29 protein-coding genes are annotated in these 24,832 nt (G+C 34.5%); 4 read left to right on the top strand and 25 right to left on the bottom strand.

Annotated elements, in window-relative coordinates:
• Positions 1–83 precede the first annotated feature (83 nt).
• From IAE52_RS06810 to IAE52_RS06720, 20 genes are all read right to left on the bottom strand, one after another.
• Positions 84–848, bottom strand: coding sequence for an ABC transporter permease (locus IAE52_RS06810; RefSeq protein WP_012898512.1), 765 nt, complete (start codon positions 846–848; stop codon positions 84–86).
• Positions 848–1,726: an ABC transporter ATP-binding protein gene (locus IAE52_RS06805; protein WP_109991324.1), complete on the bottom strand. Its 879-nt coding sequence runs from the start codon at positions 1,724–1,726 to the stop codon at positions 848–850. Before IAE52_RS06805 ends, IAE52_RS06810 begins: the two co-directional genes overlap by 1 nt.
• 66 nt (positions 1,727–1,792) lie before the next feature.
• Entirely contained in the window at positions 1,793–2,002 is a 210-nt protein-coding gene (locus IAE52_RS06800; RefSeq protein ID WP_010906259.1) for a YozE family protein, read from the bottom strand.
• 35 nt (positions 2,003–2,037) lie between these two features.
• Entirely contained in the window at positions 2,038–2,556 is a 519-nt protein-coding gene (gene msrA / locus IAE52_RS06795) for a peptide-methionine (S)-S-oxide reductase MsrA (RefSeq protein WP_033900789.1), read from the bottom strand.
• 174 nt (positions 2,557–2,730) lie between these two features.
• Positions 2,731–3,588 (bottom strand): S1 RNA-binding domain-containing protein, encoded by an 858-nt coding sequence (locus tag IAE52_RS06790; protein ID WP_058212145.1) that lies wholly within the window; start codon positions 3,586–3,588, stop codon positions 2,731–2,733.
• 45 nt (positions 3,589–3,633) lie between these two features.
• On the bottom strand, positions 3,634–4,092 hold the full coding sequence (locus IAE52_RS06785) for a GNAT family N-acetyltransferase (protein ID WP_109991325.1): 459 nt from the start codon (positions 4,090–4,092) through the stop codon (positions 3,634–3,636).
• A 92-nt stretch (positions 4,093–4,184) separates the two neighbouring features.
• Complete coding sequence (frr, locus tag IAE52_RS06780; RefSeq protein WP_004254618.1) at positions 4,185–4,742, bottom strand: ribosome recycling factor; 558 nt, start codon at positions 4,740–4,742, stop codon at positions 4,185–4,187.
• A 211-nt stretch (positions 4,743–4,953) separates the two neighbouring features.
• Positions 4,954–5,670 carry a UMP kinase gene (gene pyrH, locus IAE52_RS06775; protein ID WP_021464089.1) on the bottom strand — a complete coding sequence of 239 codons (717 nt, stop codon included), beginning with the start codon at positions 5,668–5,670 and terminating at the stop codon, positions 4,954–4,956.
• An 84-nt stretch (positions 5,671–5,754) separates the two neighbouring features.
• Positions 5,755–6,207 carry a hypothetical protein gene (locus IAE52_RS06770; protein WP_109991326.1) on the bottom strand — a complete coding sequence of 151 codons (453 nt, stop codon included), beginning with the start codon at positions 6,205–6,207 and terminating at the stop codon, positions 5,755–5,757.
• A gap of 133 nt (positions 6,208–6,340) precedes the next feature.
• Positions 6,341–7,528: an acetate kinase gene (locus IAE52_RS06765; protein WP_058217400.1), complete on the bottom strand. Its 1,188-nt coding sequence runs from the start codon at positions 7,526–7,528 to the stop codon at positions 6,341–6,343.
• A 156-nt stretch (positions 7,529–7,684) separates the two neighbouring features.
• Positions 7,685–8,872, bottom strand: coding sequence for an acetate kinase (locus tag IAE52_RS06760; RefSeq protein WP_004254593.1), 1,188 nt, complete (start codon positions 8,870–8,872; stop codon positions 7,685–7,687).
• Between the two features lie 194 nt (positions 8,873–9,066).
• Positions 9,067–10,005 carry a class I SAM-dependent methyltransferase gene (locus tag IAE52_RS06755; protein ID WP_109991327.1) on the bottom strand — a complete coding sequence of 313 codons (939 nt, stop codon included), beginning with the start codon at positions 10,003–10,005 and terminating at the stop codon, positions 9,067–9,069.
• Between the two features lie 87 nt (positions 10,006–10,092).
• Positions 10,093–10,344 (bottom strand): DUF3165 family protein, encoded by a 252-nt coding sequence (locus IAE52_RS06750; RefSeq protein ID WP_004254583.1) that lies wholly within the window; start codon positions 10,342–10,344, stop codon positions 10,093–10,095.
• A 100-nt stretch (positions 10,345–10,444) separates the two neighbouring features.
• The gene (gene typA / locus IAE52_RS06745) at positions 10,445–12,277 is read right to left on the bottom strand and encodes a translational GTPase TypA (protein WP_025016832.1); all 1,833 of its coding nucleotides are present in this window, start codon (positions 12,275–12,277) and stop codon (positions 10,445–10,447) included.
• 187 nt (positions 12,278–12,464) lie between these two features.
• Positions 12,465–12,923, bottom strand: a complete 459-nt coding sequence (locus tag IAE52_RS11705; protein ID WP_058204391.1) for a hypothetical protein — start codon at positions 12,921–12,923, stop codon at positions 12,465–12,467.
• Positions 12,924–13,079: 156 nt separating this feature from the next.
• Positions 13,080–13,706, bottom strand: coding sequence for an ABC transporter ATP-binding protein (locus IAE52_RS06735; protein WP_109991328.1), 627 nt, complete (start codon positions 13,704–13,706; stop codon positions 13,080–13,082).
• Positions 13,707–14,156 (bottom strand): DUF1430 domain-containing protein, encoded by a 450-nt coding sequence (locus tag IAE52_RS11540; protein WP_239449802.1) that lies wholly within the window; start codon positions 14,154–14,156, stop codon positions 13,707–13,709.
• A gap of 62 nt (positions 14,157–14,218) precedes the next feature.
• Positions 14,219–15,685: a bacteriocin-associated integral membrane family protein gene (locus IAE52_RS06730; RefSeq protein WP_233610964.1), complete on the bottom strand. Its 1,467-nt coding sequence runs from the start codon at positions 15,683–15,685 to the stop codon at positions 14,219–14,221.
• Between the two features lie 5 nt (positions 15,686–15,690).
• Positions 15,691–15,933 carry a lactococcin 972 family bacteriocin gene (locus tag IAE52_RS06725; RefSeq protein WP_033900778.1) on the bottom strand — a complete coding sequence of 81 codons (243 nt, stop codon included), beginning with the start codon at positions 15,931–15,933 and terminating at the stop codon, positions 15,691–15,693.
• Positions 15,934–16,232: 299 nt separating this feature from the next.
• The gene (locus IAE52_RS06720; RefSeq protein ID WP_033900776.1) at positions 16,233–16,961 is read right to left on the bottom strand and encodes a LytTR family transcriptional regulator DNA-binding domain-containing protein; all 729 of its coding nucleotides are present in this window, start codon (positions 16,959–16,961) and stop codon (positions 16,233–16,235) included.
• Between the two features lie 191 nt (positions 16,962–17,152).
• On the opposite strand from IAE52_RS06720, the gene IAE52_RS06715 reads away from it, so the two are divergent.
• Genes IAE52_RS06715 through IAE52_RS06705 form a run of 3 tightly spaced genes read left to right on the top strand, consistent with a single transcriptional unit; the run spans position 17,153 to position 18,769 of the window.
• Positions 17,153–17,374 carry a YqgQ family protein gene (locus tag IAE52_RS06715; RefSeq protein WP_010906270.1) on the top strand — a complete coding sequence of 74 codons (222 nt, stop codon included), beginning with the start codon at positions 17,153–17,155 and terminating at the stop codon, positions 17,372–17,374.
• A 34-nt stretch (positions 17,375–17,408) separates the two neighbouring features.
• Positions 17,409–18,380: an ROK family glucokinase gene (locus IAE52_RS06710; protein ID WP_200136739.1), complete on the top strand. Its 972-nt coding sequence runs from the start codon at positions 17,409–17,411 to the stop codon at positions 18,378–18,380.
• A 2-nt stretch (positions 18,381–18,382) separates the two neighbouring features.
• A complete protein-coding gene (locus IAE52_RS06705) occupies positions 18,383–18,769 on the top strand; it encodes a rhodanese-like domain-containing protein (protein WP_004254540.1) in 387 nt (128 codons plus the stop codon).
• 81 nt (positions 18,770–18,850) lie between these two features.
• Here IAE52_RS06705 and IAE52_RS06700 read toward each other — a convergent pair whose 3' ends face one another.
• Complete coding sequence (locus IAE52_RS06700; protein ID WP_033900772.1) at positions 18,851–19,297, bottom strand: DNA starvation/stationary phase protection protein; 447 nt, start codon at positions 19,295–19,297, stop codon at positions 18,851–18,853.
• Between the two features lie 166 nt (positions 19,298–19,463).
• Here IAE52_RS06700 and IAE52_RS06695 point away from each other — a divergent pair, with 166 nt between their 5' ends.
• Positions 19,464–20,129: an A24 family peptidase gene (locus IAE52_RS06695; protein ID WP_033900770.1), complete on the top strand. Its 666-nt coding sequence runs from the start codon at positions 19,464–19,466 to the stop codon at positions 20,127–20,129.
• Here IAE52_RS06695 and dinB read toward each other — a convergent pair.
• From dinB to IAE52_RS06675, 4 genes are all read right to left on the bottom strand, one after another.
• The gene (gene dinB / locus IAE52_RS06690) at positions 20,080–21,174 is read right to left on the bottom strand and encodes a DNA polymerase IV (RefSeq protein WP_023164600.1); all 1,095 of its coding nucleotides are present in this window, start codon (positions 21,172–21,174) and stop codon (positions 20,080–20,082) included. The two genes, IAE52_RS06695 and dinB, sit on opposite strands and share 50 nt — an antisense overlap.
• 78 nt (positions 21,175–21,252) lie before the next feature.
• Positions 21,253–21,744 carry a prolyl-tRNA synthetase associated domain-containing protein gene (locus IAE52_RS06685; RefSeq protein ID WP_010906273.1) on the bottom strand — a complete coding sequence of 164 codons (492 nt, stop codon included), beginning with the start codon at positions 21,742–21,744 and terminating at the stop codon, positions 21,253–21,255.
• A gap of 78 nt (positions 21,745–21,822) precedes the next feature.
• Positions 21,823–23,316, bottom strand: a complete 1,494-nt coding sequence (locus tag IAE52_RS06680) for a basic amino acid/polyamine antiporter (protein WP_015427125.1) — start codon at positions 23,314–23,316, stop codon at positions 21,823–21,825.
• Positions 23,317–23,507: 191 nt separating this feature from the next.
• Positions 23,508–24,638 (bottom strand): aminotransferase, encoded by a 1,131-nt coding sequence (locus IAE52_RS06675; RefSeq protein ID WP_014570781.1) that lies wholly within the window; start codon positions 24,636–24,638, stop codon positions 23,508–23,510.
• Positions 24,639–24,832 lie beyond the last annotated feature (194 nt).

Below are 24,832 nucleotides of genomic sequence, written 5' to 3'. Positions count from 1 at the left end.
ACAGCTTCCACGCCGTGCATGTGAAAATTCACATACCTGAGTATTCTATCAAAAAAAAAGCGCTCTGTCAAGCGCTCTTTGCTTTATAAATCTTGTTTTCTGATGAGAGACAGTCCGAGTAATCCAAAAGCAACTATTTCAACTATTGAAAAAATAATCCCAATTAAACTAGTATTTGACATCATATTTTGACCATGAGTTGACACTACGTTTGTTGAACTGGTAAAGATGGTGACGACAATCCCAATTCCCATTGTAATTCCTAAATAAACAAAAATTCCCCAGAATTTGCCTCTTGTCATAATCACAACGAAAAATAAGATAACAATAGAAGCCAAGGCACCAGCAAATGAATTAAGCAAAACCATCCAAACACTACTAAGTGAAAGAGAGCGAGAGACCATACTCAAAAATTCACTTAATTGCCGGGCATAGACACCTAAAATTAGGAAAAAAGGAATAATCAAAATTGTAAATAAGGCTAGTAAAGTCGAAAGAATTGTTGAAATTAATTTAATAAAATAGTAAGTCATTCGATTTACCCCAGAAGCAATCATTAGTCCTAAGGCTTTATTACTATAATCAACTGATAGTAGATGGAAAGGATAAATGATTTGAAAGGCCCAAATTCCAAGCCCTAAAGCCAAAGTGACGAAAATAGTTAAAGCCGCTAGGACTGCTGCCCCGGCACTATTCTGACCGTATCCAGAGACTGTTTTTCCAATGAGATTGATGATTAGAATTGAATCAATTAATGCTAAAACAGCCATAACTCCAATGACAATCAGCCAGCTTTTATCTCGAAAATTTCGGTAAAATTCCATTTTGAAAATGTTTTTTGCGTTCATCAGTTACTCCCTTTTTTGATAAATTCAGCAAATTTTGATTCTTTTTTAATGCTATCAAAGTATACACCTTCTTCAACAGCATGACGAAATGCAATTTGGAAATCTTCGGGACTGCTGTCAAATTTTATTGTATTTTCTTTAATTTCCACTTGAACACCAGTCCTCGTCAAAAAGTTTTCTAAGACTTGAACATCAGTCACAGAAACCGTATAAGTCAAGACTTCTTGTTGATTTTTCAAATCAAAAGTAGCTGTGAAATCTCCATTAGACAGAAGATAAACTTTATCGCAGATTGTTTCAATATCTTCTTGAACATGGCTTGAAATGAGAATCAAACGTCCTCTTTCTTTGAGTGTAAGCAAATAATCTCTAAACCACTCAACAGATTTTGCATCAATTCCTCGAAAAGGCTCATCGAAAATCAAAATTTCCGCATCATTCATAACCGAGATGAGTAGAATTAACTTTTTCTTCATTCCAAGTGAATAAGTGGCGACTTTTTTTGATAACATTTCAGGAGTTAAATCTAATTTTTCAGCTAAATCGAGCGCTTTATCCTCATCAAACTCTCCTCGTAAACCACCAAAGTAGTGGAGATTAAATAAACCTGTGTAACTTTTATAAAGCTCCATATCATCTAGCATGATACCAACTTTTGTAAGCAATCCTGGATTTTCTTTGATTTCTTGACCATCAAGTTGAATACGCCCCTCATAGTTTGTAATAATATTGGTCAACGTCTTGAAAAAGGTTGTTTTACCAACACCATTATTGCCAACAATTCCATAAATATGGCCCGATTCAAACGCCCCTTCATTAATAGACAAAATTTGTCTAGACTGATATGAGAATTTAAGTTTTTCTACTGTAATTTGCATAAATCTCTCCTTTGGGTCCATTATATCATTTTATTATTTTTTGTTAAGAAAAAATTATGATAATCGCTAAGCTTCTAAATAACTTTCCCAAATATTATCAAACAGGGTAAGATTAAAGTAAAATGGGGCTTGGGTTTCTAAATAAGTCGAAATTTCATCGAAATCTTTAGACTGTTTTGGAAAAAGCGGGTCTTGAAAAACTAAATTTGCAAGACGAGTTGCATCATCTTTTTCTACTGGTGCACGATGGCGCATAAGGTAATTATAAAAAGTCATTTTCTCTTTCTATTATCATTAAGTCGGAAAATTAATTATTTTTTCCATTGTTTTTCCAAAAAATCATGACGAATTTTACTTGATTGAGCATAATCTTCTGGATTTTTTTTGTAAAATCCTTGATGGTAATCTTCTGCTGGCCAGAATTTTTGAACGGCTTCAATACTTGTCACAATAGGTGAATCAAAATTTCCGCTGGCTTGCAATTGCGCTTTGCTTTCTTTGGCAATTTTTTCTTGTTCTTCGTTTTCAACAAAAATGACTGGACGATAGTTATCCCCACGGTCTTCAAACTGACCAAAAGCATCTGTTGGGTCCGTGAGTGTCCAATAAAGTTCAACAAGACTTTGATAGGTAATTTTACTATTATCAAAAATAATTTCTACTGCTTCTGTATGACCAGTCAGGTGTTTTTTTACTTGTTCATAAGTTGGATTTTCAACATTTCCACCTGTATAGCCACTTATCACAGATAAAATCCCTTCTCGTTCTTCAAAAGGTTGAACCATACACCAAAAACATCCACCTGCAAATATTGCTCTTTCTGTTGCCATTATTTCTCCTTCACTTTGTTTGTCTTGTGAAATATTATAGCATAGCTCAAAAAAAAGTAGCCAATTAAGCTACTTTTTTACTGACAGAAATTTTTATAAGTCATCAGACTGACAGAATTTACTGACAAATGCTTTTAAATTAAGCTTAGTATTTCTAAAGAAGCTGTCAGTAAATTATTCTCCGATTAATTCTGTTCCCTCTGGACTTTGTTTGATTTTTTTAGCTTTCATCAAACCACCAAGCGCTTTTTTGAATTGTCCTTTTGAGATTCCAAAAGTTGCTTTTATTTCATCTGGATTTGATTTGTCATTAAATGCCATTTTCCCGCCCATTGATTGAAGATAAGCTAAAATCATTTGGCTATCAGCATCAAGCATTTCATAAGCACGTGGTTTTGCTGACAGATTTAGACTACGGTCTTCTTTTCTAAAACCAATAACACGAACTTGAAGTTCTTGACCGACACGTGGAACTGAGAAAAGTTCATTTGGATGAATAAATCCTAGCATATTGTTGTCAGGCAAATAAACAAATGTTCCTGATTCTTTATTTCGATAAACAATTGCTCGTAAATCTTGGTTTTGCATGTTGTCATAACCAGGACCTGCAAGATTCCAGAAATCTTCATGCCATGCTAAATGACCCCAAATTCGCTCTTTTCTGTCAATAATTAATTTCACATAAAGTTGGTCACCAACTTTTGGCCATTGGTCTTTTTCGAGTGGCAAATCATCAAGAGAGACGACCACATCTTTTCCTGGTAAACCTGTGTCAACAAAGGCACCAAGGTCCTTACGTACAGCTGTTACCGTTCCCCAACCATAATGCTCATTTGTTGCTTTTTGTTCCAAAGTCGTCAAACGACGATGGTCATCTTTATCCACATAAACAAAACCAGTTACCACATCGCCAACTGTATGTTCACCTTCTGTTTTATCTAAACGTAATAAATCTTCTCCCTTTTGGAGAAAATAGAAACGTTCACTTTCTTCCACGATTATCGCGGAGATTGTTTGTCCAATAATACTCATTTGTACCTCTTTATAAAATGTGATTGAGAGACTATTTGTCTCTGTTTAATTGATATTTCCTTCGTAAATCCGTGATTTTTCACCCCAAGGATGATAGCCGTCAGCTAGATAATGAAAATCAAAGTGCTCATAGAAATCAGCAAAATCCGTTGCAAGATAAAGTTTATCAATATCAAAAGTTCTGCAATCTTCTTTTACTGCTTCAATCAACAGACCAGCAAGACCTTGATTTCGAAATTTTTCTTCAACATAAAGTGCACAAAGCCAAGGGTATAAGTCCATTCGACTAATAAAATCATTGCTAATCAGTCCACACCCCGCAATAATTTTTCCTTCATCAACAATCAGATACCACTGAGGAATATTTTTGTTACTCTCTAAACTATGCTTCAAACAGTCATCATATACAGGGTTACTGTCCGTATTTCCCCATTTTTCCTGAAAAAATCGAATTGCTTCTTTGAGATAAGACGGTTGCTCTCTAAGTTTGATTAGTTCTCTCAAATTTATCCATCCTGACAGATTTTTGATGTAAAAACGGCTCAATGGAGCCGTTAATGCTTTTACAGATTACTTTATTTGTTAGATTGTTCTACTTAGATATCCAACAATTCTTTTTCTTTAATTGATGCAAGACGATCTGCTTCTTTAACCGCGTCATCAGTCACTTTTTGAATGTTGTTTTCAAGATCTTTAAGATCATCTTCAGTGATTTCTTTTGCTTTTTCTGATTTCTTAGCAGTGTCCATTGCATCACGACGGATATTACGGATTGCTACTTTTGCTGATTCAATATATTTACCCATTTCTTTGACAAGTTCGCGACGGCGTTCTTCTGTCAACATTGGGATAACTAAACGAATCACAGAACCATCATTTGCTGGTGTAATCCCAAGATCTGATTCATACAATGCTTTTTCAATATCTTTCAAGATTGATTTATCAAAAGGAGTAACCATCAATACGCGCGCTTCTGGAATTGTGATGGACGCTAATTGATTGAGTGGTGTTGGTGCGCCGTAGTAAACAACTTGAACACGGTCAAGAAGACTTGCGTTGGCACGACCAGCTCGGATATGTCCTAAATCACGTTGTAAACTTCCTAATGATTGTTTCATCCGGTCTTGAGCTGTTGTAACAATTTCGTTTGCCATTTTATTTCCTTTTTCTACTTTTAATTCTTCTATTTATTTTACTGACAGAAATTTTGTCAGAGATAAGTGTTAGTATTTTAATGATTACAGTTATGCTAATATTTCCATCATAGGATAGTCGTTGACGCTTCAGCGTTTACGAATATGCTAGTATTTCCATCAGTAATTTTTTACTGAATAAATTTACTGACAACTTTTTTGTAAGTAAATCTTATTCAACCGTTGTTCCGATTTCTTCACCACGAACGACACGTGTAATATTTCCAGCTTCATTCATGTTGAAAACAACAAGTGGAATATGATTATCCATTGACATTGTTGAAGCCGTACTGTCCATTACTTGCAAGCCTTTGGTAATAACATCCATATGTGTCAAATGTTCAAATTTAATAGCATCAGCAACTAATTTAGGGTCAGCATTATAAACACCATCAACACCATTTTTAGCCATTAAAATGACATCAGCATTAATTTCCGCAGCACGTAATGCAGAAGTTGTATCAGTTGAGAAGTAAGGCGAACCAGTTCCCCCAGCAAAAATGACAACACGTCCCTTTTCTAAATGGCGTTCAGCACGACGACGAATATAAGGTTCAGCAACAGCTTTCATCTCAATGGCTGTCATCACTCGTGTGTCAACCCCAATATTTTCAAGAGCACTTTGAATGAACAATCCATTTTGAATTGTTGCAAGCATTCCCATGTAATCTGCCTGAGCACGTTCCATTCCGGCTTTCTCACCAGTAATTCCACGCCAAACATTACCACCACCGCAAACAATCGCAAGTTCTGCGCCCAAATCATGGACTTCTTTGAGTTCTTCAGCGACAGCTTTTGCTGTTTCAGGGTCAAATCCGAAACCTTTTTCGCCTGAGAGGGCCTCTCCCGAAAGTTTTAACAGTACGCGTTTATATTTAATTTCAGCCATATTGCACCTATTCTATTATATTTTCTCTATTTTACCATAAAATGCTCACGAAAAAAAGACTAATCAAAGCCTTTTTAGAAACTATCATGATGTCAATAAACCCAGATGTCCCAACAACTGAATAAGTAAATAAATCACAAAAAGAATCCCCGCAATCCAAAAGATTAAATTAAGACTTTTAAAACCTTGCCAAATTGGGTGCTTGATTTCTTCTAACTCTTTCAATTTTTCCGGGTCCAGACTGTCAACATGTTTAAGACTGTGTTTCCAAAGCATTTCAGCAGGAATCACCGATTTATTAAGTATCAAATCTCCATTAGGTTCAATCTTGATCTCATTTCCAATCCATGAAACCATTCCCCCAAGAAACAAATTTGCGCCATATGTCTTTTTTAACTTACTCACATCAAAAGGATTCATCAGCAAATCAATTTGCTCATGAACAGGATAATATCGAACTTGTCCATTATCAAATTCTAAACGTAAACGCACTCCTGGCAACATTTCAGCTTTTGTAACTTTTGGTAAATCCTCCATAACCTTCCCTCCATTCACCCTAATTATAGCGCTTTCTTTTATAGAAGACAAACCATTTGTCAAAACTTTACTGACAGCTTTTTCATAAGTAAAAAAATTTACTGACAGAAATTTGTCAGTAAATTTTATCTAATTATTTAGCAGCTTCAACATCACGAGCAATAACCAATTCTTCGTTTGTTGGCACAACAAGTACTTTCACTTTAGACTCTGGTTTAGAAATGATACCAAATGCTCCACGAACATTTTTACTTTCATCAATTTCCATGCCAAACCAAGAAAGTCCATTAACTACATCAGTCCGAACAGCTGTATCATTTTCACCAACACCAGCCGTGAAAATAAGAGCATCAGCCCCATTTAATACTCCAAAATATTGGGCAATAAATTTCTTGAGACGGTCAACATACATTTCATAAGCAAGAATCGCTTTAGGATTTCCTTTAGCCACAGCTTCTGAAAGATCACGCATATCACTTGAGAGTTCTGACACCCCAAGGACTCCAGATTCTTTATTGAGAATGTCAATCACATCTTGAGCATTTCTAAGGCTTGGGTCGCTCTCTAACATATAAGGAATGACTGAGGCGTCCATTTCACCTGCACGTGTTCCCATCATTACACCAGCAAGTGGTGTAAATCCCATTGAAGTATCAACAGATTTTCCAGCTTCAATTGCTGTAATTGAAGCTCCATTTCCGATATGAGCCGTAATTAGCTTCAAATCTTCCAATGGTTTTTCTAAAACTTTTGCTGCTTCTTGGGCGACATACATGTGTGACGTTCCATGTGCTCCATATTTTCTGATTGAATAATCTTCATAATATTTTGTTGGAATAGGATAACGATAAGCCTTTTCTGGCAAAGTACTGTGAAAAGCAGTGTCGAAAACAGCAACTGCAAGTGCATCTGGTAATAAACGTTGAAAAGCTTCAATCCCTAAAACATTAGCAGGATTATGCAAAGGAGCCAAAGTTGAAAGATTTTTAATCTCAGCCAAAACCTCAGGACTAATAACCGTAGAAGTTTTGAAAAATTCCCCACCTGCAACAACACGATGGCCAATTCCTGTGATTTCGCGGAATTCATGAATTAATTTAAAGTGAATTAATTCATCCATTAATAACAAAACAGCTTGACGATGGTCAACAATTTCTTGTTTTCTAACGTGTTCTTCATTGTTAAATTTAGTTGTTGAGATTGAGCCAGACAAACCAATACGTTCAAAAATTCCTTTAGCAATCACGGTTTCTTCCGGCATTTCGTAAAGTTGCCATTTTAATGACGAGGAGCCTGCATTGACAGCGAGCGTTTTTTCCATACTTACTCTCCTTAATGTATGCGTTTTATTCTTAAAATTATATCATATTTTATGTCTGATTTCATTTCTCCTCCCTCAAGGATTCCCAGAACTTATCATTTTATGTCATTTTAAAAATAAAAAAGATTTTGTTTTAGAACAAAATCTTTTAATTAATTATTTTTTAAGTGCTTCAACATCACGAGCAATTACAAGCTCTTCGTCAGTTGGAATCACAAAAACTTTTACGCGTGAATGAGGTGTTGAAATTTCTCCCTCGACGCCAAAGACATTTTTCTCAGGGTCAACTTCAATTCCAAACCAAGTCAATCCAGAAAGAATTGCTTCACGAACAGGAACCGAATTTTCACCAATACCAGCGGTGAAGACAAGAGCATCAGCCCCATTCAAAACGGCCAAATATTGACCAATAAATTTTTGAATTCGGTCAACATACATCTCGAATGCAAGTTTTGCATCAGTATCTGTATCTTTAGCAGCAATGATATCACGCATATCTGATGAAATACCAGATACACCATAGAGACCAGATTCTTTGTTCATCATATCAACAACACCTTGAGCATCTTTTAACTCAGAGTCATTTTCAATAAGGTATGGAAAAACAGAAGGGTCCATTTCACCTGTACGTGTTCCCATCATTACTCCAGCAAGTGGTGTGAATCCCATTGAAGTATCAATTGATTTCCCACCTTTCACTGCTGTCAGTGATGCGCCATTCCCGATATGAGCAGTGATAATTTTAGTTTCTTCAATTGGTTTTCCAAGTAATTTTGCAGCTTCTTGTGAAACATACATGTGTGAAGTTCCATGAGCCCCATATTTACGGACAGCATAATCTGTATAATATTTTTTAGGCAATGGATAACGGAATGCTTTTTCAGGCATCGTTGTATGGAAAGCTGTATCAAAAACTACTACAGAAGTTGCATCAGGTAGTAAGTTCAAAAAAGCTTCAATTCCTGCAGCATTTGCTGGATTATGCAAAGGAGCAAGAGCTGACAAATCTTTAACTTGTTGCAAAACTTCTGGTGTAACAACTGTTGATTTTTGGAAAATTTCACCTCCAGCAACCACACGATGTCCTACACCTGTAATTTCAGTAAATTCCTCTACTATTTTCAATCTTTTTAAATCTTCAAGTAAAACTTCTACTGCTTCTGTATGATTTGGAATGTCAAAAACGCGTTCTTCTTTTTGCTCACCAAATTTGACGGTCACAATCGAATCTTTCAAACCAATTCGTTCGATTAATCCCTTGGCAAGAACTTTTTCTTCTGGCATTTCATACATTTGCCATTTCATAGATGATGAACCAGCGTTAACTGCTAATGTTTTGGTCATGTTTAATAAACCTTCCTTGAATTTGAAATACGGTTAAATTATAACACAATTACAATTCCTTTTGTGTTTTTCGGTCATGATTCACGAGCTTAATTCAAGATGTAGTTTTTAAAATAAAAACCTTTTCAAATTCAATTATTTTCATACACTTTAACCAAAAAAATTACTGACAGAACCTGTCAGTAATTTCAATCTTATAATTTTACAATTTTTGTAAATTCTTCCATAAAGACTTCTAAACTTTCTCTGTCTGTCAGTGAAGACAAAGGGTGAGCAAAAGTTGCATGTGCAGCCGGCCCCTTTTTCAAAACATAAATCGCCTTAGCATCAGCATTAAAAAGTGATTTTGGTAAAGTGATGACAGCCATCACACTTCCATGTTTACTAATCCATTCCTTTAATAGTGGTCCTTGAGGACTTGTCAGTAAATCTTCTGGAGCTAGGAAAATGGCAAAAGAACCCTCTTTTAAATAATTAAATGATTGCTCAATCAAAAGATGATGAGCAAAAGTATGTCCGTCAGTAGTCGCAACTTCAAAATTCTTTGCAACTTCATCATCCGGATAAAAACCAATTGGTAAATCACTGACAACAACGTCTGCAGGTTCCATCAAACGCTTTTGTACTGCATCAATTTGCATGAACTCAGCCTGACTCCCCATAATTTCAGCCATTGAAGCAGACAAATCTAAAAGTAAATCATCAACTTCAAAGCCTACATAATCAACCTTTTTATTAAGATTAACCAAAAGCGTTTCAGCAAGATTACCCATGCCAGACCCAAATTCAATTAAACGAAGTTCAGAATTTTTATTAAGATGTTCAATAATGAAATTAAAAATTAAACCAATTGCATCTGGAGTCATTGCATGATTGGGCTGAAGTGGTGCGACTTGTGACCCTTTCAACAAAACAAATTGAAAAAGTTTTTGCCACTCCTTATTTGATAAATTTAACTGACGAAGTTTGTCATTATTTACTGACAATTCAACAATTCCTTGGTCAGTATCATCTAAAAAAGCAGCATTTTGTTCTACAAAAGCATCATAAAAATCTGTACCCAATTTCTCAGATAATAACATAATATTTGCAACAACTAGCTCAAAACCTTGAGCCACTTTTTCCATATCCATGTTTTTTCTCCATTTCTACAAAATCAAAATAAAACTGCCAAACTTTGACAGTTTTATTCATTGCTTGATTATTAATCAATCAATCATTTATTTTTTTCTTTTTCGACTGTCCAACTTTTCCAATTCCATCCAAGCTCTGACCGTTACGACAAGCATCGCCACAATACCGATAATTTCTAAAAGTAATGACCGATGGCTTACCGCCTGGGCCACAGCAAAAGCAAGAACTAGAACTCCAACACCAGCAAAGAAGAAAATGTCCATACTCCGCCGAACGTCTTTGGGCATCATGAAAATATACGCAAAGGCAACTAAAATCAACAAGATAATATAGAACATTTTTCTCCTTTCCAAGTTATGACAAGAACTAACGAAAAATTAATTTATTCATCATCAAACTTTCAATAATTGAAAATCAAGTTTCTCTATTTGATTAAACTTATTTTTTCTTCTTAGTTGATTTTTCACGCATTGCTTTATCCAAAATTTGTTTACGCAAGCGGATTGATTCTGGAGTTACTTCCAAGTAATCATCATCTCCAAGGAATTCCAAAGATTCTTCAAGTGAAAGAATTTTTGGTGTGTTCAAAACAGATGTAGAGTCTTTATTTGAAGAACGAACGTTTGTTTGTTGTTTCATTTTAGTGATATTTACAGTCAAATCATTATCACGACTGTGTTCACCAACAATCATCCCACCATAAACTTCAGTACCTGCATCAACAAAAAGTTGTCCACGTTCTTGAACGTAACCCATTGCGTAAGAAGTAACTTGACCTGAATCCATAGAAATCAAAGAACCACGGTGACGTCCACCGATTTCTCCCTTAACAGCTGGAAGATATTGGTCGAAAGTATGGTTCATGATTCCGTATCCACGAGTCATTGACATGAATTCTGTTGTGAATCCAATCAAACCACGTGCAGGAACAAGGAAAATCAAACGTGCTTGACCGTTACCAGTGATTTGCATATCAAGCATATCACCTTTACGTTCAGAGAGCGCTTGGATAATTGAACCTTGGTATTCTTCAGGAGTGTCGATTTGAACACGTTCAAATGGTTCGCAAGCAACACCATCAATTTCTTTGATGATAACTTCAGGACGTGAGACTTGAAGTTCATATCCTTCACGACGCATTGTTTCAATAAGAATTGACAAGTGCAATTCACCACGACCAGAAACAACCCATTTATCAGGAGATTCAGTGTTTTCAACACGAAGTGAAACGTCAGTTTGCAATTCAGAAACCAAACGTTCTTCAACTTTACGTGATGTTACCCATTTTCCTTCGCGACCAGCGAAAGGTGAGTTGTTAGCAAGGAAAGTCATTTGCAAAGTAGGTTCATCAATGTGCAAGATTGGCAATGGTTCAACGTGGTCTGAAGGTGTAACAGTTTCCCCAACGAAGATATCTTCCATACCAGACAAAGCAATCAAATCACCAGCTTTTGCTTCTTGGATTTCTTGACGGTCAAGACCGAAGAAACCAAAAAGTTTAGTAACGCGGAAGTTTTTAGTTGAACCATCAAGTTTAGACAAAGTAACGCTGTCCCCAACTTTGATTGTTCCACGGAAAACACGTCCAATACCAATACGTCCAACATAGTCATTGTAGTCCAAAAGTGAAACTTGGAATTGCAAAGGTTCATCAGAGTTATCAACTGGGCCAGGGATATGGTCGATGATTGTATCAAAAATATTTGCCATTGTGTGTTCTTGATCAGCTGGATTATCAGACATTGATGAAGAACCATTGATTGCTGAAGCATAAACAACTGGGAAATCCAATTGTTCGTCATCAGCACCAAGTTCGATGAAAAGTTCAAGAACTTCATCAACAACTTCAGCTGGACGAGCAGATGGTTTGTCAATCTTATTAACAACAACGATTGGAGTCAAGTTTTGTTCCAAAGCTTTTTTCAAAACAAAACGTGTTTGAGGCATTGTTCCTTCATAAGCATCGACAACGAGGACAACCCCATCAACCATTTTCATAATACGTTCAACTTCTCCACCGAAGTCCGCGTGACCTGGTGTGTCCAAGATGTTGATACGAGTTCCGTTATATTCAACTGCTGTATTTTTGGCAAGGATAGTAATCCCACGTTCTTGCTCAAGTGCATTTGAGTCCATCGCACGTTCAGCTAATTCTTTACGAGCATCCAACGTTTGAGATTGTTTTAAGAGTTCGTCAACCAATGTAGTTTTACCATGGTCAACGTGGGCAATAATAGCGACGTTTCTAATATCTTCGCGTAATTTAGTCAATTTTATCATACCTTACTTTCGTATATATCTAACCCATTATAGCACACTTTTCTAAAAGCTGTAAATGCACACGTTTACAAGCCTAACAAAGATTTTTTTACTTCCAAAATGAAAACCCCAAAGAAAAATTTCTAAGGAGTTCTTTATTTTTTTATAATTAATAAAATCAGTAAAAATGATTATGTTGTTAACATTCTTTTATTCTTAAACTGTAGAGAAAGAGTAAAAGAAAAGCAACTAAACCAAATAGAACAGCAATAATATATCCAGCTCCATAAAAGGTTAGAAAGATAGAAAGTTCAGCCCCAAAAGTATTCCCAGATAAACTATGATTAAAAATAATCATAGACGGAAAAGCTATAACTAAGAAACTAATGTAAAAAATAAGACTAGCAAAAGAAAAATAGACACTAAAATTTATTTTCCTATAAATGAGAAAAAGTGATATAAGCAACACCAATCCCAAAATGAAACTATAAAAAGGGACTTGATGAAAAAGAAAATAAAAGAAATTTTCTCGACTTTTTTTATAGTCAAAATTCGTATTCAATTTAGCCTGATTTACCGTTGCAGGAAGAAACATGGTTCCTATCCAAATGACAAATGCAAGAGATACTTGCCAGATTTTTATTTTTCTTATCAACATTTTTCTGCCCTCCATATTCATTACTATATCTACACTCGCATTTTATAAACATCTACATAAATCAAAATATTAAAAATCAAGAAGAAATGGAAGAAAGAAGCTGAGCAACCCTAAAATAAATGTAAATACTATATATTTTTTCATATCTATCACTCTCTATCTGGACAATTCAACAACCTCATCCGCCATTTCCCAAATAACAGGATTATGCGTAGCGATAATAATAATCCGATTTTCATTTTTCATACTCAAAAGCAGTTTCATCACTTCTTCACTATTCTCAGAATCTAGTGCTGCTGTTGGTTCATCCGCCAAAATAACCGGTGAATCTTTCAAAATCGCTTTAGCAAGTGCTACACGCTGTGCCTCACCACCTGACAATTCATAAATTTTTTGATTGAGTTTTAAATAGGCTACATTAACTTGTGCCAAAGTTTCAAGCTTTTTTTCTTGTTTATTTTTCTTGGATAACTTTTGATTAATCAATCCCAAATCCAAATTTTTATCAATCGTTTCATTTTCAATCAATCCAAAATTTTGAAAAAGATAAGACAAATCATTTAGAAAATAGGAATGTTTCTTGATTTTTGATAATTCTTTTCCCTCATAAAGAATACTTCCCTCGTAGGATTCAAGTTTAGCAATCATATTCAGTAAGGTTGTTTTACCAGAACCTGATTGACCGATAATGGCATAAACTTTCCCAGCTTCAAAGGTTAATTTAAAGTTATCAAAAACCTTTTTATGTAAAAATTCTTTAGTAATATTAGTTAATTCAAACATCTATTCTCCTTTCAAACTATTTATTTGTCCATTTTCAAAATTCTTCATTTGAACAAGTAGGATAATGAGCGAAATAAACCACAAAGCACTTACAACAAAAAGAGAATATAAAAACTCATTGCTGATTATTGTCAATGTTGGTAATAAAATCACAAGTAATCCTAACTCTACAAAAATGAACCGACGATGAATTCTCAAGTTGGGCATTCCAGAAATAAATTTTATTACGATTGTTCTTCTGAAATGAGTAAAGTAAAGGACATGGAGTAAAATATAGAAAAAGCTAATGACAATAATCGTTATAATGGCTGATATGATTGCCATACTTAAACTCTCTTTTACAAGATTTGTCTGTGCTTCATACTGTCCATAGGCATTAACTAAATAATGAACCTTATCGTATAGTCCCAACTCTTTCAGCCTATTAATCGTTTGTTCTTTACCTTTCACAAAAAAGTAATCATTATCCCCTGCCCATGATATTCCCGTTTCTTTTCCTGATGATTGCGGTGTTATACAATAATAATTGGGTCAGATATTTCTTGTTGCGTTGTCATTTTCTCATAAGCCACATTGTAAATAAAACGTTTTTCACCATTTAGTACTTCTTCAACGTATTTTGCCTTCATCTTAGTCTCTTTTTTACCGTTTTGTGTGGTTTCCGTCAATGATTTATTATATTTAGTGATAAGTTTTTGACGGTTTTTCATTTGATTTTTCGGTATCAAAAGAGCGTATTCTCCAAGTTTAAGATTAGAAAAGTCTTCTTTAGTCTTGATATGTTGTGCTTTCAGATAACTTGGTGTAACGAAAAGTTGATCTTGGCTACTTTCTTCTGGTCCAGCAAATAGGTCATGTCTAACGAATATCGCATCATCTTTCGTTACTTCAATATTATAAAAGTTCCACCATGCTTTTGCTTCTTGATTACTCACTTGCAAATTAATGGAGGCATAGGGAAAAGTATAATACTCTTTTTGCTGCTTCCATTTATCTAAGTCGGCTTCCTGTTTTTTTAATTCAATTTGATTATAGTGAATTCCTGATAGACTTGTGACAAGGACAAGACTCACAGCAAATTGCATCAAAACCACAAGAACCATCAACGCTATTGTCGGTAGTTTCCCTTTGATAAGTGAATTAAGCTGACTCCGAGAGAGGATAATCATGATTATTGCACTTACTAAGCATGACAATAGCACAAATATCAGAGAAGAAAAGAAGATAGAAAATAAAGCAAAAATGTGAAGTGACAAGTTGCTTAGACCATTTATGAGCAAGTAACTAGAAGTCCCTATCATAGCAATCATCGTCAAAATTGAGATAAACTTTATATCACGAATACTATCTGAAAATACAGTATTCAACAATGTCTTCCCAGACAAAAGTTCTATTCCTGATTTTCGTAACTCTGAAATTCTTACAAAAATAGCTAAACCGACAAAAGCCAGAAAGATACTTATCAATAAGGTTACAGCCTGTGGATTACCATAGATATTATAGTACTCCCCAATAAGTGACATAGTGGGAAAATAAGATGCCGTTACATGAAATTTTTGATTTAAATATTGACTTAATTCCTCAGCACTTCCATGCCCTTTTAGAATATTGTAAGTTGCACCCATACCCAATAAGTCATTGTTTGCCCGATTCGCTTTTGGAAATAAAATCATATTACTTGCAAGTTTCCCTGTCCCAAAAGTTATATAAGTTGGCTTGAAGTCTTCAGAGCCGGCAGGTGTGACAATATCCATAACGATAAAGACATTATGTTTTCTTGCATAATCGTCTATTTCTTTGACGACTTCTTGAGGGCTAGGAATGGTTTCTGGGTTTTGATTCTCATTATTTGCAATAAGAACAGCCTTTGGCAATCTTTCTGAAATGATTTGCTGATCTTTTCCTTGTATGTTGATAATATAAAAGACTGTGACTAGTGCAATGGTCACAGTCAAAAAAATATACTTTATTTTTTTCATTTCACTCACCAATGTTTGGTTTGAACTGTATTATTACCATGGAAGAAAATCACTCTTTCTCCCCAGCGAGTATTTAACCAGGCATAAGCTTGTTGATTGGCATAAGCTCCCATACCATACTTTTTGTCATTTGTTGAGCCTTGAGAATAAGTTGAACGATTAACAGCGAATACAGGACTGACTTGAAGGAATGTTCCGCCGAGAGTCGCAAGGATAAGTGTTGAAACAAGTAATTTTTTAGTTTTCATTTTTCTACTTCCTTTCTAAAGATTTCTAATCTTTTGTAGAACTTTTTTAAAATTCTACTGCAACAAAATTTTTAGTACCTCCTTTCCTCACTTTGAGGGTGTACAAGCCTCTGGTCGAATTCGTTTGTTTAACATTTTTAAGTTGATGTTAAATTTCTATATTTCGATTGTAAACCTTTTCATTTTTGCTTACAATCTTTTTTTGCATAATTTCATCATTTTTGTGACGAAATCGCATTTTCTGTGATGAAATTGAGTTTTTATCAGGTAAAAACAAAAATCACCCTAAAAAAGAGTGATTATTTTATTCGTTTTGAATGTTTTTTGAGTTCTTTTAACTCTTTTTTGCAAACGGCCGGTGCTTTGACTTTTTTCAAGCTTTGTTTGAAACATAGCGTCAATCCGTCTTCTTCAATTCGACGAATTTTATTTGTATCAACGAGTAAACCGCGCCCAAGTGCAAGTAAATTGGGAATTTTCTTTTTTACATCAGAAATCGTACCACGAACTAAACATTCATTATCTTTTGTGATGGCTCTAAGATAATTTCGATGTGTTTTGTCCGCTTCAATATATAAAAGAGAATCTATCGAAATTGGATAACCACTGATTTCGACAATATTTAGCTCATTTGTAAAACAGTAGAGCAACACTTTCTTAATCATTTCTCTAACTTCAGTATCAGAGTCACTGGCCACAGTCATTTGAGTCCATAACGGAGAGGTAGTAAAGTTCAATAATTCTTTTTTTAAGTCAGGATTATCAGTATAGATAAGAAAAAATGCCTTACTTTCTAACTTCTGTATTTTTTTCAGTATTTCGAACTCTTCTTTTTGTGCAATTTTTATAAAACAAGTCTTAACTTCATTAAGGTAAATTTGAAGAAATTTATAGACATGCTGATGATTATAGAATACCATTGTTGCATCGATCTCGTCTTTTATCCCAAGTTCTTTTTCATTTTCAAGAACAAATCGCTCCAAGCGATTTACTGCATAAAAGTCCGCATCAATCAAAATTCTATTCATTTTTTACCCTCAACAAGTAAATTTTAACTATAATCTTATTCCAAAAGCATCATTACCATTAAATATCTTTTTAGTTACGTTTTCAAATTATATTGTATTATACCATTTTCTAAGCAAATTCTGCACTATTCTCTCTCTTTTACATATAGCTTGGACTTGAAAGCCTTTATCAAATACGGTAAAATGTAGTAATGAAAACTCTCTATGACGTGCAAGAAATGCTGAAAAAATATGGATATATAAATCTTTTTCCAGATCGTTTGGATGCGATTGCTTTTATGCAAATTGAATTAGGAAAAATGCTTGAATCAGGAATATTTCAAAAAAGCGACCATGACTATTTGACTGCTCGCTTGATTTTAGCACGTGAAGAGAGAATTGAAAAGAAAAAATCTACGACCAATAAAAAATGATTCTTTTTTTTATTGTCAGATTGGAGAAAAAAACATGACTGCAAGTAAAATTATCGGTATCGACCTTGGTGGAACTTCAATTAAATTTGGAATTTTGACACTCGGTGGTGAGGTTCAAGATAAATGGTCTATCCCGACAAATATTTTAGAAGATGGAAAACATATCGTTCCTGATATTATTGAATCAATCAACCACCGTTTAAGCCTTTATAACTTGGACAAATCTGAATTTCTTGGAATTGGAATGGGAACACCAGGTTCAGTAAATATTTCTGAAAGTACCGTAAAAGCTGCTTTTAACTTAAACTGGGCAGATACTCAAGAAGTAGGTAAACCAATCTCTGAAGGTGTTGGTCTTCCTTTCATTTTGGATAACGATGCTAATGTTGCTGCTCTTGGTGAACGTTGGGTAGGGGCAGGTGAAAACAATCCTGATGTTGTTTTCATTACTCTTGGAACTGGTGTTGGTGGCGGAATTATCGCTTCAGGTGAGCTCGTTCATGGTGTTGCCGGAGCTGGTGGCGAAATTGGCCACATTTGTGTTGACCCTGATGGTTTTGAATGTACTTGTGGAAATCGCGGTTGCTTGGAAACAGTAACTTCTGCAACAGGTATCGTTCGTTTAGCTCGTAAATTCGCTGAAGAATACGAAGGTGATTCTACTATTAAAGCAGCTATTGACAATGGTGATGAAGTGACTTCTAAAGACATCTTCTTTGCAGCTCAAGAAGGAGATCACTTCAGCTTATCCGTTGTTGATAAATTTGCTTATTATCTTGGTTTTGCTTGTGCAAACCTTGGTTCTACTTTGAACCCTGCTTCAATCGTCATCGGTGGTGGTGTTTCTGCTGCTGGAGAATTCTTACGTGAAAAAGTTGAAAAATATTTCACTAAATATGCCTTTTCAACTGTTCGTAACTCAAGTAAAATCAAACTTGCTGTCCTTGGAAATGACGCTGGAATTATCGGTGCCGCAAGTCTTGCTCTTAAATTTAAAGGAGAATAATTTTGGTTATTATTATCATTGATATCATTCTTGTTTTAGTAATTATCGGAATGTTTGTCTATCCTCGTTGGAATCTTCGTCGTAATGCTAAACTTGTTGAAGAAGCTGAGTTTGCTCGTTTAATGCCTACTTCTCAATTAATTGATATTCGTGAAGCAAAAGATTTTCGTATTAAACATATTCTTGGTGCACGTAATCTTCCTGCTGGACAAATTGACCAAAGTTTAAATGCCTTAAGTAAACATAAACCTGTACTCATTTATGAAAATGGTCGTCCTGTTGGCGGAGCAAAAGTTGCTAAAAAACTAAAAAAAGCTGGCATTCCTGAAGTTTATATCCTTAAAAGTGGTTTGAATTCTTGGAATGGTAAAACTAAATCTGGTATCTAATTACTAATCGTCTTATTAGTAAATTTCAAATAAAAAACTCTCTATCATTAACTGACAGAGAGTTTTTTATTTATAAAGTAATTAACCTACTTCAGCTTCAATCATCCAAAGTGTTTTTTCAATATCTCCAAGAGCAGTCGTATATAAGTCAACTGTCACATCATCACCATCATCACCAGCAATTTTAATGCCATCTTTGAAGAGTTGAGTCAAATATTTGTAAGCAACAATCAATTCTTTCACACGTTCTGAATTAGATTTTCCCCAAATGGCGGGAGTCATTTCAATTTTAGAATTTTTATCAAATTCTGCTAAAGTTGAAACTGGAGAACCACCAATAGTGATTAGACGTTCTGCAAATTCGTCCAAATGTTCATCCAATTGATCTTTCAATTCATCCATTTTTGGGTGTAGGTAAAGAAAACCCGGACCACGCAAATACCAGTGGATTTGATGAACAAGTGCTGATGCTTTTGATAAATCAGCAACTGTTTGATTTAAAACTTCTTGTGTGTGTTCATTTGACATAACTAACCTCCATTTTTTAAATATTAAATGTCATAAAGAAACTTAATATTAACTTTTCTATAAATATATTATAAACCAATGAGATTTTTTTCTCAAATGATTTACTTATTTTCTTTTTTCGCTATATTTAAAGTTACAATTCTTCATTTATTTCGTATAGATTAGTATGGACATTTTATTTATATTTGTAATTGGAAGTATTTTTGGCTCCTTTTTTGGCTTAATAGTTGACCGTATTCCACTAAGAAAATCAATTATTTTTGGACGCTCACACTGTGATTCTTGTCAGCAACTTTTAGCCTATCGTGATCTAATTCCTATTTTTTCTCAAATAAGCTCTGGCTCACATTGCCGTTATTGTAAAAGTAAAATTCCATATTTATATGTTTTTTTGGAGTTCTCATCAGCTTTAATTTTTGTTTTAGCTTGGGTAAATTATCTTAAACCTAGTCAATTTTTACTGATTATTCTTTCACTAATTTTATCTGCTTTTGATTATCGTCAGCACAGTTTTCCTTTTGTTATCTGGTTTATTTTTGCACTCAGTTTTATTTTAATATTTCCTCTTTCTCCCCTTTTCTATTTTTGGCTTATTTTAGCCGTCTTAGCTGAAAAATTCAATTTAAGAGTTGGCAGCGGTGATTTTTTATGGTTTTTTACCGCTTCATTTTCTCTAACTTTCTTAAACGAAATGCTGCTCCTTCAAATCGCTTGTTCACTTGGTATCATTTATTATCTAATCACAAAAAAACGAGTTGAAATTGCCTTCATCCCGTTTCTAACTATTGCATATCTAATGTTGCTTTTTGGGCACCAAATTCTGTCACCGTAACCCCTAAAAGCCTTACTCCTAAACTTTCATCATATTCAAGCTCTTCAAATATCTCTTGTGCTACTTCTGCAATTTCTTCTGGACTTTCTAACTTTTCTGCTAAAGATTTTCTTTTTGTCAATGTTGTAAAATCAGAATATCTCAATTTTAAAATGACAATACTTCCTTTTAATTGATGACTCTTTAATGAGTCGGAAACTTTGCCAGAAATTTTACTCAACTCTGCTTTAATATCATCCGGAAGATATAATAGTTTACCATAAGTTCGTTCTTTTCCAACTGACTTTCGCTCACGGTAATTTTTGACTTTCGAGTTATGTATTCCATTGGCCTTTTGATAAAGCTCCCAACCATAAACTCCGAATCTTTCAGCTAAATCAACTGGGTCTGCTTTTTGTAAATCTCCCCCATTAAAGAAACCTAGTGCGTGCAATTTAGGAACTGTCGCTTTTCCAACACCATGAAATTTTTCCACCGGTAATTTTGCTAAAAATTCTAATGCTTCTTCTGGCATAATTAAGGTTAAGCCATGGGGCTTTTCATAATCAGATGCAATTTTCGCTAAAAATTTATTATAAGAAACTCCTGCAGAACAGGTTAAACCTAACTCAACAAATATATCATGCTGAATCAACTTAGCAATTTTAATTGCTGATTGAGCACCGATTTTATTTTCTGTTACATCTAAATAGGCCTCATCAATTGAAGCTGCTTCAATATCATCGGTATAACGTTTAAAGATTTCACGAACTTGTTTACTTACTTTTGTGTATTTTTCATAGTTTCCTGAAATAAAAATAGCTTGTGGGCAAAGATCATAAGCTTCTTTAGCACTCATTGCCGAATGTATTCCAAAAGCACGCGCTTCATAAGAACAAGTTGAAACCACGCCACGTCCACCTGTCTGTAATGGATTTCTGGCAATAACAACCGGCTTACCTTTCAAACTCGGATTATCACGCACTTCAACAGAAGCAAAAAAGGCATCCATATCAATATGAATGATTTTTCGCGAAGTGTCATTGATGAGTGGGAAAGTTAACATATTGCTATTATACAAGAATTAGTTTTCAGACTCAATAGATTGATTACAAAAAAACTCTTAACAAGTAAGAGTTTTAATTTATAAATCAATAATTTGGTATTCATAACCCTGCGACTTCAAAATTGTAAAACAAGCATCCATCGCAAAGAAAATAGTTTTGGTATTATCATTAGGATGAAAAGTTTGAATTTGATAGTCATCTAGCATTTGTTGGTCAAAATAAATATGCATATTATTATAATGTTTACCAACAAGTCCAAAAAGAGAAACAATTCCGGAGTTTAATCCAAGCATATCTTCTAGTCGTTCTTCCGAGACAAAGTGAAGTCTCTTCACTCCAATAATTTCTCCCAAGCGATTCATATCAACCTGTTTAGCATCATCCATAATTATCATATAGAACTGGGTAGACTTTTTATTGGCTAAGATTAAAGTTTTGGAACGACAACCTTCATAATCTTTAATGTAGTTATCCGACTCCTCAGTTGAATGACTTGCTGGATGTTCTACTATATTATAAGGAATTTCAAGCTCAGCTAATAATTCCTTAACTTCTGAAAAAGTTCTCATCAATTCTCTCCTTTATTCACTTTTAGAAAAATACCGATAAAATTAATTTATATAAGACAACTTATTTTTATATTTTGTTTAGTAGCCTAGTAATCCCCGAAGATCTAAAGCTGTTCCTGATTTTGCGCCACAAATCAAGACCAGAATTGCTAAAACTCCTAGTAAGGCCACAATGAACATTCCTGCCCATTCCTTGACTGATATTGCTTGTCGACTTTCTTTTTTCGCTTTAATAAATAAAATGAAACCAATCGTATAAAGAATCATCGCCAACCAAACATATTGCCAACCTGAAAGATAAAGGGCCAGAGCTTGAAAAGCAAAGGTGAAAAATCCTATTAATATATTTTTAATTGAACCTTCTTTAATCCCAATTTTAAGAAGATAAGCTCCAACCAAAGCATAACAAATCATAATTACAGCTGTTGCCATATAAATAAAGACATTATAAGCATTGGCTACAAAATATGTAATGATAATAAAGATTTGAATCATCAGCTGAGTAATAAGCAAAGAATTACTTGGCGCATGATATTTATTCAGCTTACCAAACCAACTTGGCAATAGTTTTTGCTCTGCCAATTGTTGTGTCGCCTCAACTGGTAACATTGTCCACGAAAGCCAAGCTCCTAATAAGGAAATCATTAGTCCAATTGCCATCAGACTTCCGCCCCAGCCACCGACCATCTCGTTAAGAATATAAACTAAGCCTGGTGCTTTAACATTTGCCAAACTTGCCTGGTCCATATAACCATAAGGAAGTAATGATAAAAGGACATAAATGACAAGCAAAACTGCTAGACCAATAATTGTCGCTTTAGCTGTATCCGATTTTTTCTTTGCCCGATTTCCCATCATCGCTGCGCCTTCAATCCCGACAAATACCCAGACCATGACCATCAGCGAGCCTTTAATTTGATCAAGGAGTCCACCAGCAGTCATCGCATGCCAAACTAGGCTTTTGACTGACCCATCCGCAGCTAGATTGCTTGTGAAAGTTTGCCAAAAATGTTGAGTGAATACATCAGCTTTAAATAGGATAATCCCTGTGATTGAAAATACAACTAAAGGAATGAGCTTTGCAATCATAACAACCGCATTTACAAGGGCGGCAGTTTCTACTCCTCGGTCAACTAGAAACATTAATATCCATGAGATTATTGAAACAATAATTACTGATAAAACAGTCAACGAACCATTGGAATTAGCAAATTTGCCAGGGAAGAAATAGTCAGCAGATGTCATCATTAAAACTGCAAAACCAATTGTTCCAGTCCAAGCTGAAATCCAGTAACCCCATCCTGATAGAAAACCGATAAAGTCTCCAAACCCTTCTCGAGCATAATCAGAGACTCCCGAAAGTTTGGGTCTAATTGTAATCAGTCGATTAAAACTCAAGACAAGCATGAAAATCCCAAAACCAATAAAGAGCCATGAAATCATGACTCCACCGGGTGTTGAACCATTGGCGAGGTCATTAGCAAGATTGAAGACTCCACCTCCAATTGCTCCAGAAATAATAATTGCTAATAGTGCAAAAAGGCTAATCCCTTTTGTTTTCTTGTTTTCCATTTACTCACTTTCTACTATTTAATCATAAATTTCCTATAATTAAATTTGTATAATATCATTTATAAATATAAAAGAGTCTCTTGAATATAGAGACTATTTTATATTCTTCAATTATAATTATACTATCAGTTCTTTATTATACACTTTTTATACACTTTAGTAAAACAGAAATGTATTTTATAAAGAATATATCAAACCTGATATTCTCTCAAAAATTCAGATAAGAGTTTAAGGCCTTGACGTAAGGTTGTTTCATCTGTACAATACCCAATCCTAGCATAGCCTGGTAAATCAAAACGATTTCCAGGAATAATTAGGACACCTTTTTCACGAAGAAGTTGGATTGCAAAATCTTCAGTTTTTGTCGGATCAAGTTCTTCAAATTTAACAAAACTTACAGAGACTGCATTGGGATAAACCATTGAGACTAAAGGTTCATTTTCCACCCATTCTTTCAAAATTGATAAATTACCTTTGACAATTTTACGAGCTCGTTCAAGTACTTTATCTTTATGTTTCAATACTAAAGCCGCTACGGCGTCATCAAATACTCCGGTACAAATCAAGGTATAATCCCGAATTTTTCTAAATTCATTACAAAGGTCACGGTCTTGAGTGGCTACCCAACCCACACGAATTCCTGGTACAGAGTAAGTTTTAGAAATAGAGTTAGTTGATATTCCTTTTTCGTATAAATCAGCAATAGGTGAATAAGGCGTTTCTTCATCTAGTGGAAGATAAACTTCATCACAAAGAATATAAGCATCAACACTGCGTGCAATTTCAACCACTTCTGACAAAAATTTAGGACTCATGATTGCTCCAGTGGGTTGGGCCGCATTGTTTAAACAAATGAGTTTTGTATTACTTTTAACTAAACGACGTAATTCTTCAATTTGTGGCAACCAATTATTTTCTTCTTTAATATGCCAATAATCAACTTGGGCACCTAATGTTTTAGGCCAATCATACAGTTGTTGATAAGAAGGATATTGAGCAATCACATGATCGCCTTGACCAATTAATCCTAAAATTGTAAGGAAATTTGCTCCGGTAGCTCCATTTGTAGATAAAATATTATCCTCTGGCACTCTTTTATAAAGTTTTGCCACTTCTGATTTAAAGGCTGGTGAACCCTCAATCCAACCATAACTGAATTTTTCTTTCATCATCTGTGACATAAAAGCTTCGCCATTATCTTCTTCAAAGGCCAAAACTTCTTCCAAAGATAACGAATCAATGGTTGACTGAGCAATATCAATCGTTGCAGATTTTTCCCAAACATTGAGCCAGTCTTCACAACCAAATTGTACAAGTTCCATAAGTTTTATTTGCAAATTTAAATATTTTTTTAAAAAAAATCATTTAAATTTGTCTTCCTCTCTTTATTTTTTTACTGACAGATTTAGTAATCATTTTACCTTAATATTTATCGCCGATACTTACATCTTGTCAGTAACTTTATCAATATAAATCGTTTACATGTTAATTGTACAATAATTATTGATAAAATATC

Origin of the sequence: Lactococcus sp. S47 (assembly GCF_016517475.1) — a bacterium.
In the GTDB taxonomy this organism is placed as follows: Bacteria; Bacillota; Bacilli; order Lactobacillales; family Streptococcaceae; genus Lactococcus; species Lactococcus lactis.
Note: the sequence above shows the minus strand (reverse complement) of the source record. Positions and strands in the feature narration are given on the sequence as shown.

Excerpts from the sequence above, each read along its gene's own strand:
- IAE52_RS06685 (WP_010906273.1), bottom strand. The coding sequence starts at position 21,744 with ATGAGAACTTTTTCAGAAGTTAAGGAATTATTAGCTGAGCTTGAAATT.
- IAE52_RS06725 (WP_033900778.1), bottom strand. The coding sequence starts at position 15,933 with ATGAAAACTAAAAAATTACTTGTTTCAACACTTATCCTTGCGACTCTC.
- IAE52_RS06700 (WP_033900772.1), bottom strand. The coding sequence starts at position 19,297 with ATGTCAAATGAACACACACAAGAAGTTTTAAATCAAACAGTTGCTGAT.
- pyrH (WP_021464089.1), bottom strand. The coding sequence starts at position 5,670 with ATGGCTGAAATTAAATATAAACGCGTACTGTTAAAACTTTCGGGAGAG.
- IAE52_RS06770 (WP_109991326.1), bottom strand. The coding sequence starts at position 6,207 with ATGGAGGATTTACCAAAAGTTACAAAAGCTGAAATGTTGCCAGGAGTG.
- IAE52_RS06805 (WP_109991324.1), bottom strand. The coding sequence starts at position 1,726 with ATGCAAATTACAGTAGAAAAACTTAAATTCTCATATCAGTCTAGACAA.
- IAE52_RS11705 (WP_058204391.1), bottom strand. The coding sequence starts at position 12,923 with ATGTTGATAAGAAAAATAAAAATCTGGCAAGTATCTCTTGCATTTGTC.
- IAE52_RS06765 (WP_058217400.1), bottom strand. The coding sequence starts at position 7,528 with ATGGAAAAAACGCTCGCTGTCAATGCAGGCTCCTCGTCATTAAAATGG.
- IAE52_RS06810 (WP_012898512.1), bottom strand. The coding sequence starts at position 848 with ATGAACGCAAAAAACATTTTCAAAATGGAATTTTACCGAAATTTTCGA.
- IAE52_RS06735 (WP_109991328.1), bottom strand. The coding sequence starts at position 13,706 with ATGTTTGAATTAACTAATATTACTAAAGAATTTTTACATAAAAAGGTT.
- IAE52_RS06750 (WP_004254583.1), bottom strand. The coding sequence starts at position 10,344 with ATGTTCTATATTATCTTGTTGATTTTAGTTGCCTTTGCGTATATTTTC.
- IAE52_RS06695 (WP_033900770.1), top strand. The coding sequence starts at position 19,464 with ATGGACATTTTATTTATATTTGTAATTGGAAGTATTTTTGGCTCCTTT.
- frr (WP_004254618.1), bottom strand. The coding sequence starts at position 4,742 with ATGGCAAACGAAATTGTTACAACAGCTCAAGACCGGATGAAACAATCA.
- IAE52_RS06755 (WP_109991327.1), bottom strand. The coding sequence starts at position 10,005 with ATGGATATGGAAAAAGTGGCTCAAGGTTTTGAGCTAGTTGTTGCAAAT.
- IAE52_RS06760 (WP_004254593.1), bottom strand. The coding sequence starts at position 8,872 with ATGACCAAAACATTAGCAGTTAACGCTGGTTCATCATCTATGAAATGG.
- IAE52_RS06680 (WP_015427125.1), bottom strand. The coding sequence starts at position 23,316 with ATGGAAAACAAGAAAACAAAAGGGATTAGCCTTTTTGCACTATTAGCA.
- IAE52_RS06790 (WP_058212145.1), bottom strand. The coding sequence starts at position 3,588 with ATGAGTATTATTGGACAAACAATCTCCGCGATAATCGTGGAAGAAAGT.
- dinB (WP_023164600.1), bottom strand. The coding sequence starts at position 21,174 with ATGTTAACTTTCCCACTCATCAATGACACTTCGCGAAAAATCATTCAT.
- IAE52_RS06800 (WP_010906259.1), bottom strand. The coding sequence starts at position 2,002 with ATGACTTTTTATAATTACCTTATGCGCCATCGTGCACCAGTAGAAAAA.
- IAE52_RS06730 (WP_233610964.1), bottom strand. The coding sequence starts at position 15,685 with ATGAAAAAAATAAAGTATATTTTTTTGACTGTGACCATTGCACTAGTC.
- IAE52_RS06720 (WP_033900776.1), bottom strand. The coding sequence starts at position 16,961 with ATGAATAGAATTTTGATTGATGCGGACTTTTATGCAGTAAATCGCTTG.
- IAE52_RS06715 (WP_010906270.1), top strand. The coding sequence starts at position 17,153 with ATGAAAACTCTCTATGACGTGCAAGAAATGCTGAAAAAATATGGATAT.
- IAE52_RS06710 (WP_200136739.1), top strand. The coding sequence starts at position 17,409 with ATGACTGCAAGTAAAATTATCGGTATCGACCTTGGTGGAACTTCAATT.
- msrA (WP_033900789.1), bottom strand. The coding sequence starts at position 2,556 with ATGGCAACAGAAAGAGCAATATTTGCAGGTGGATGTTTTTGGTGTATG.
- IAE52_RS06675 (WP_014570781.1), bottom strand. The coding sequence starts at position 24,638 with ATGGAACTTGTACAATTTGGTTGTGAAGACTGGCTCAATGTTTGGGAA.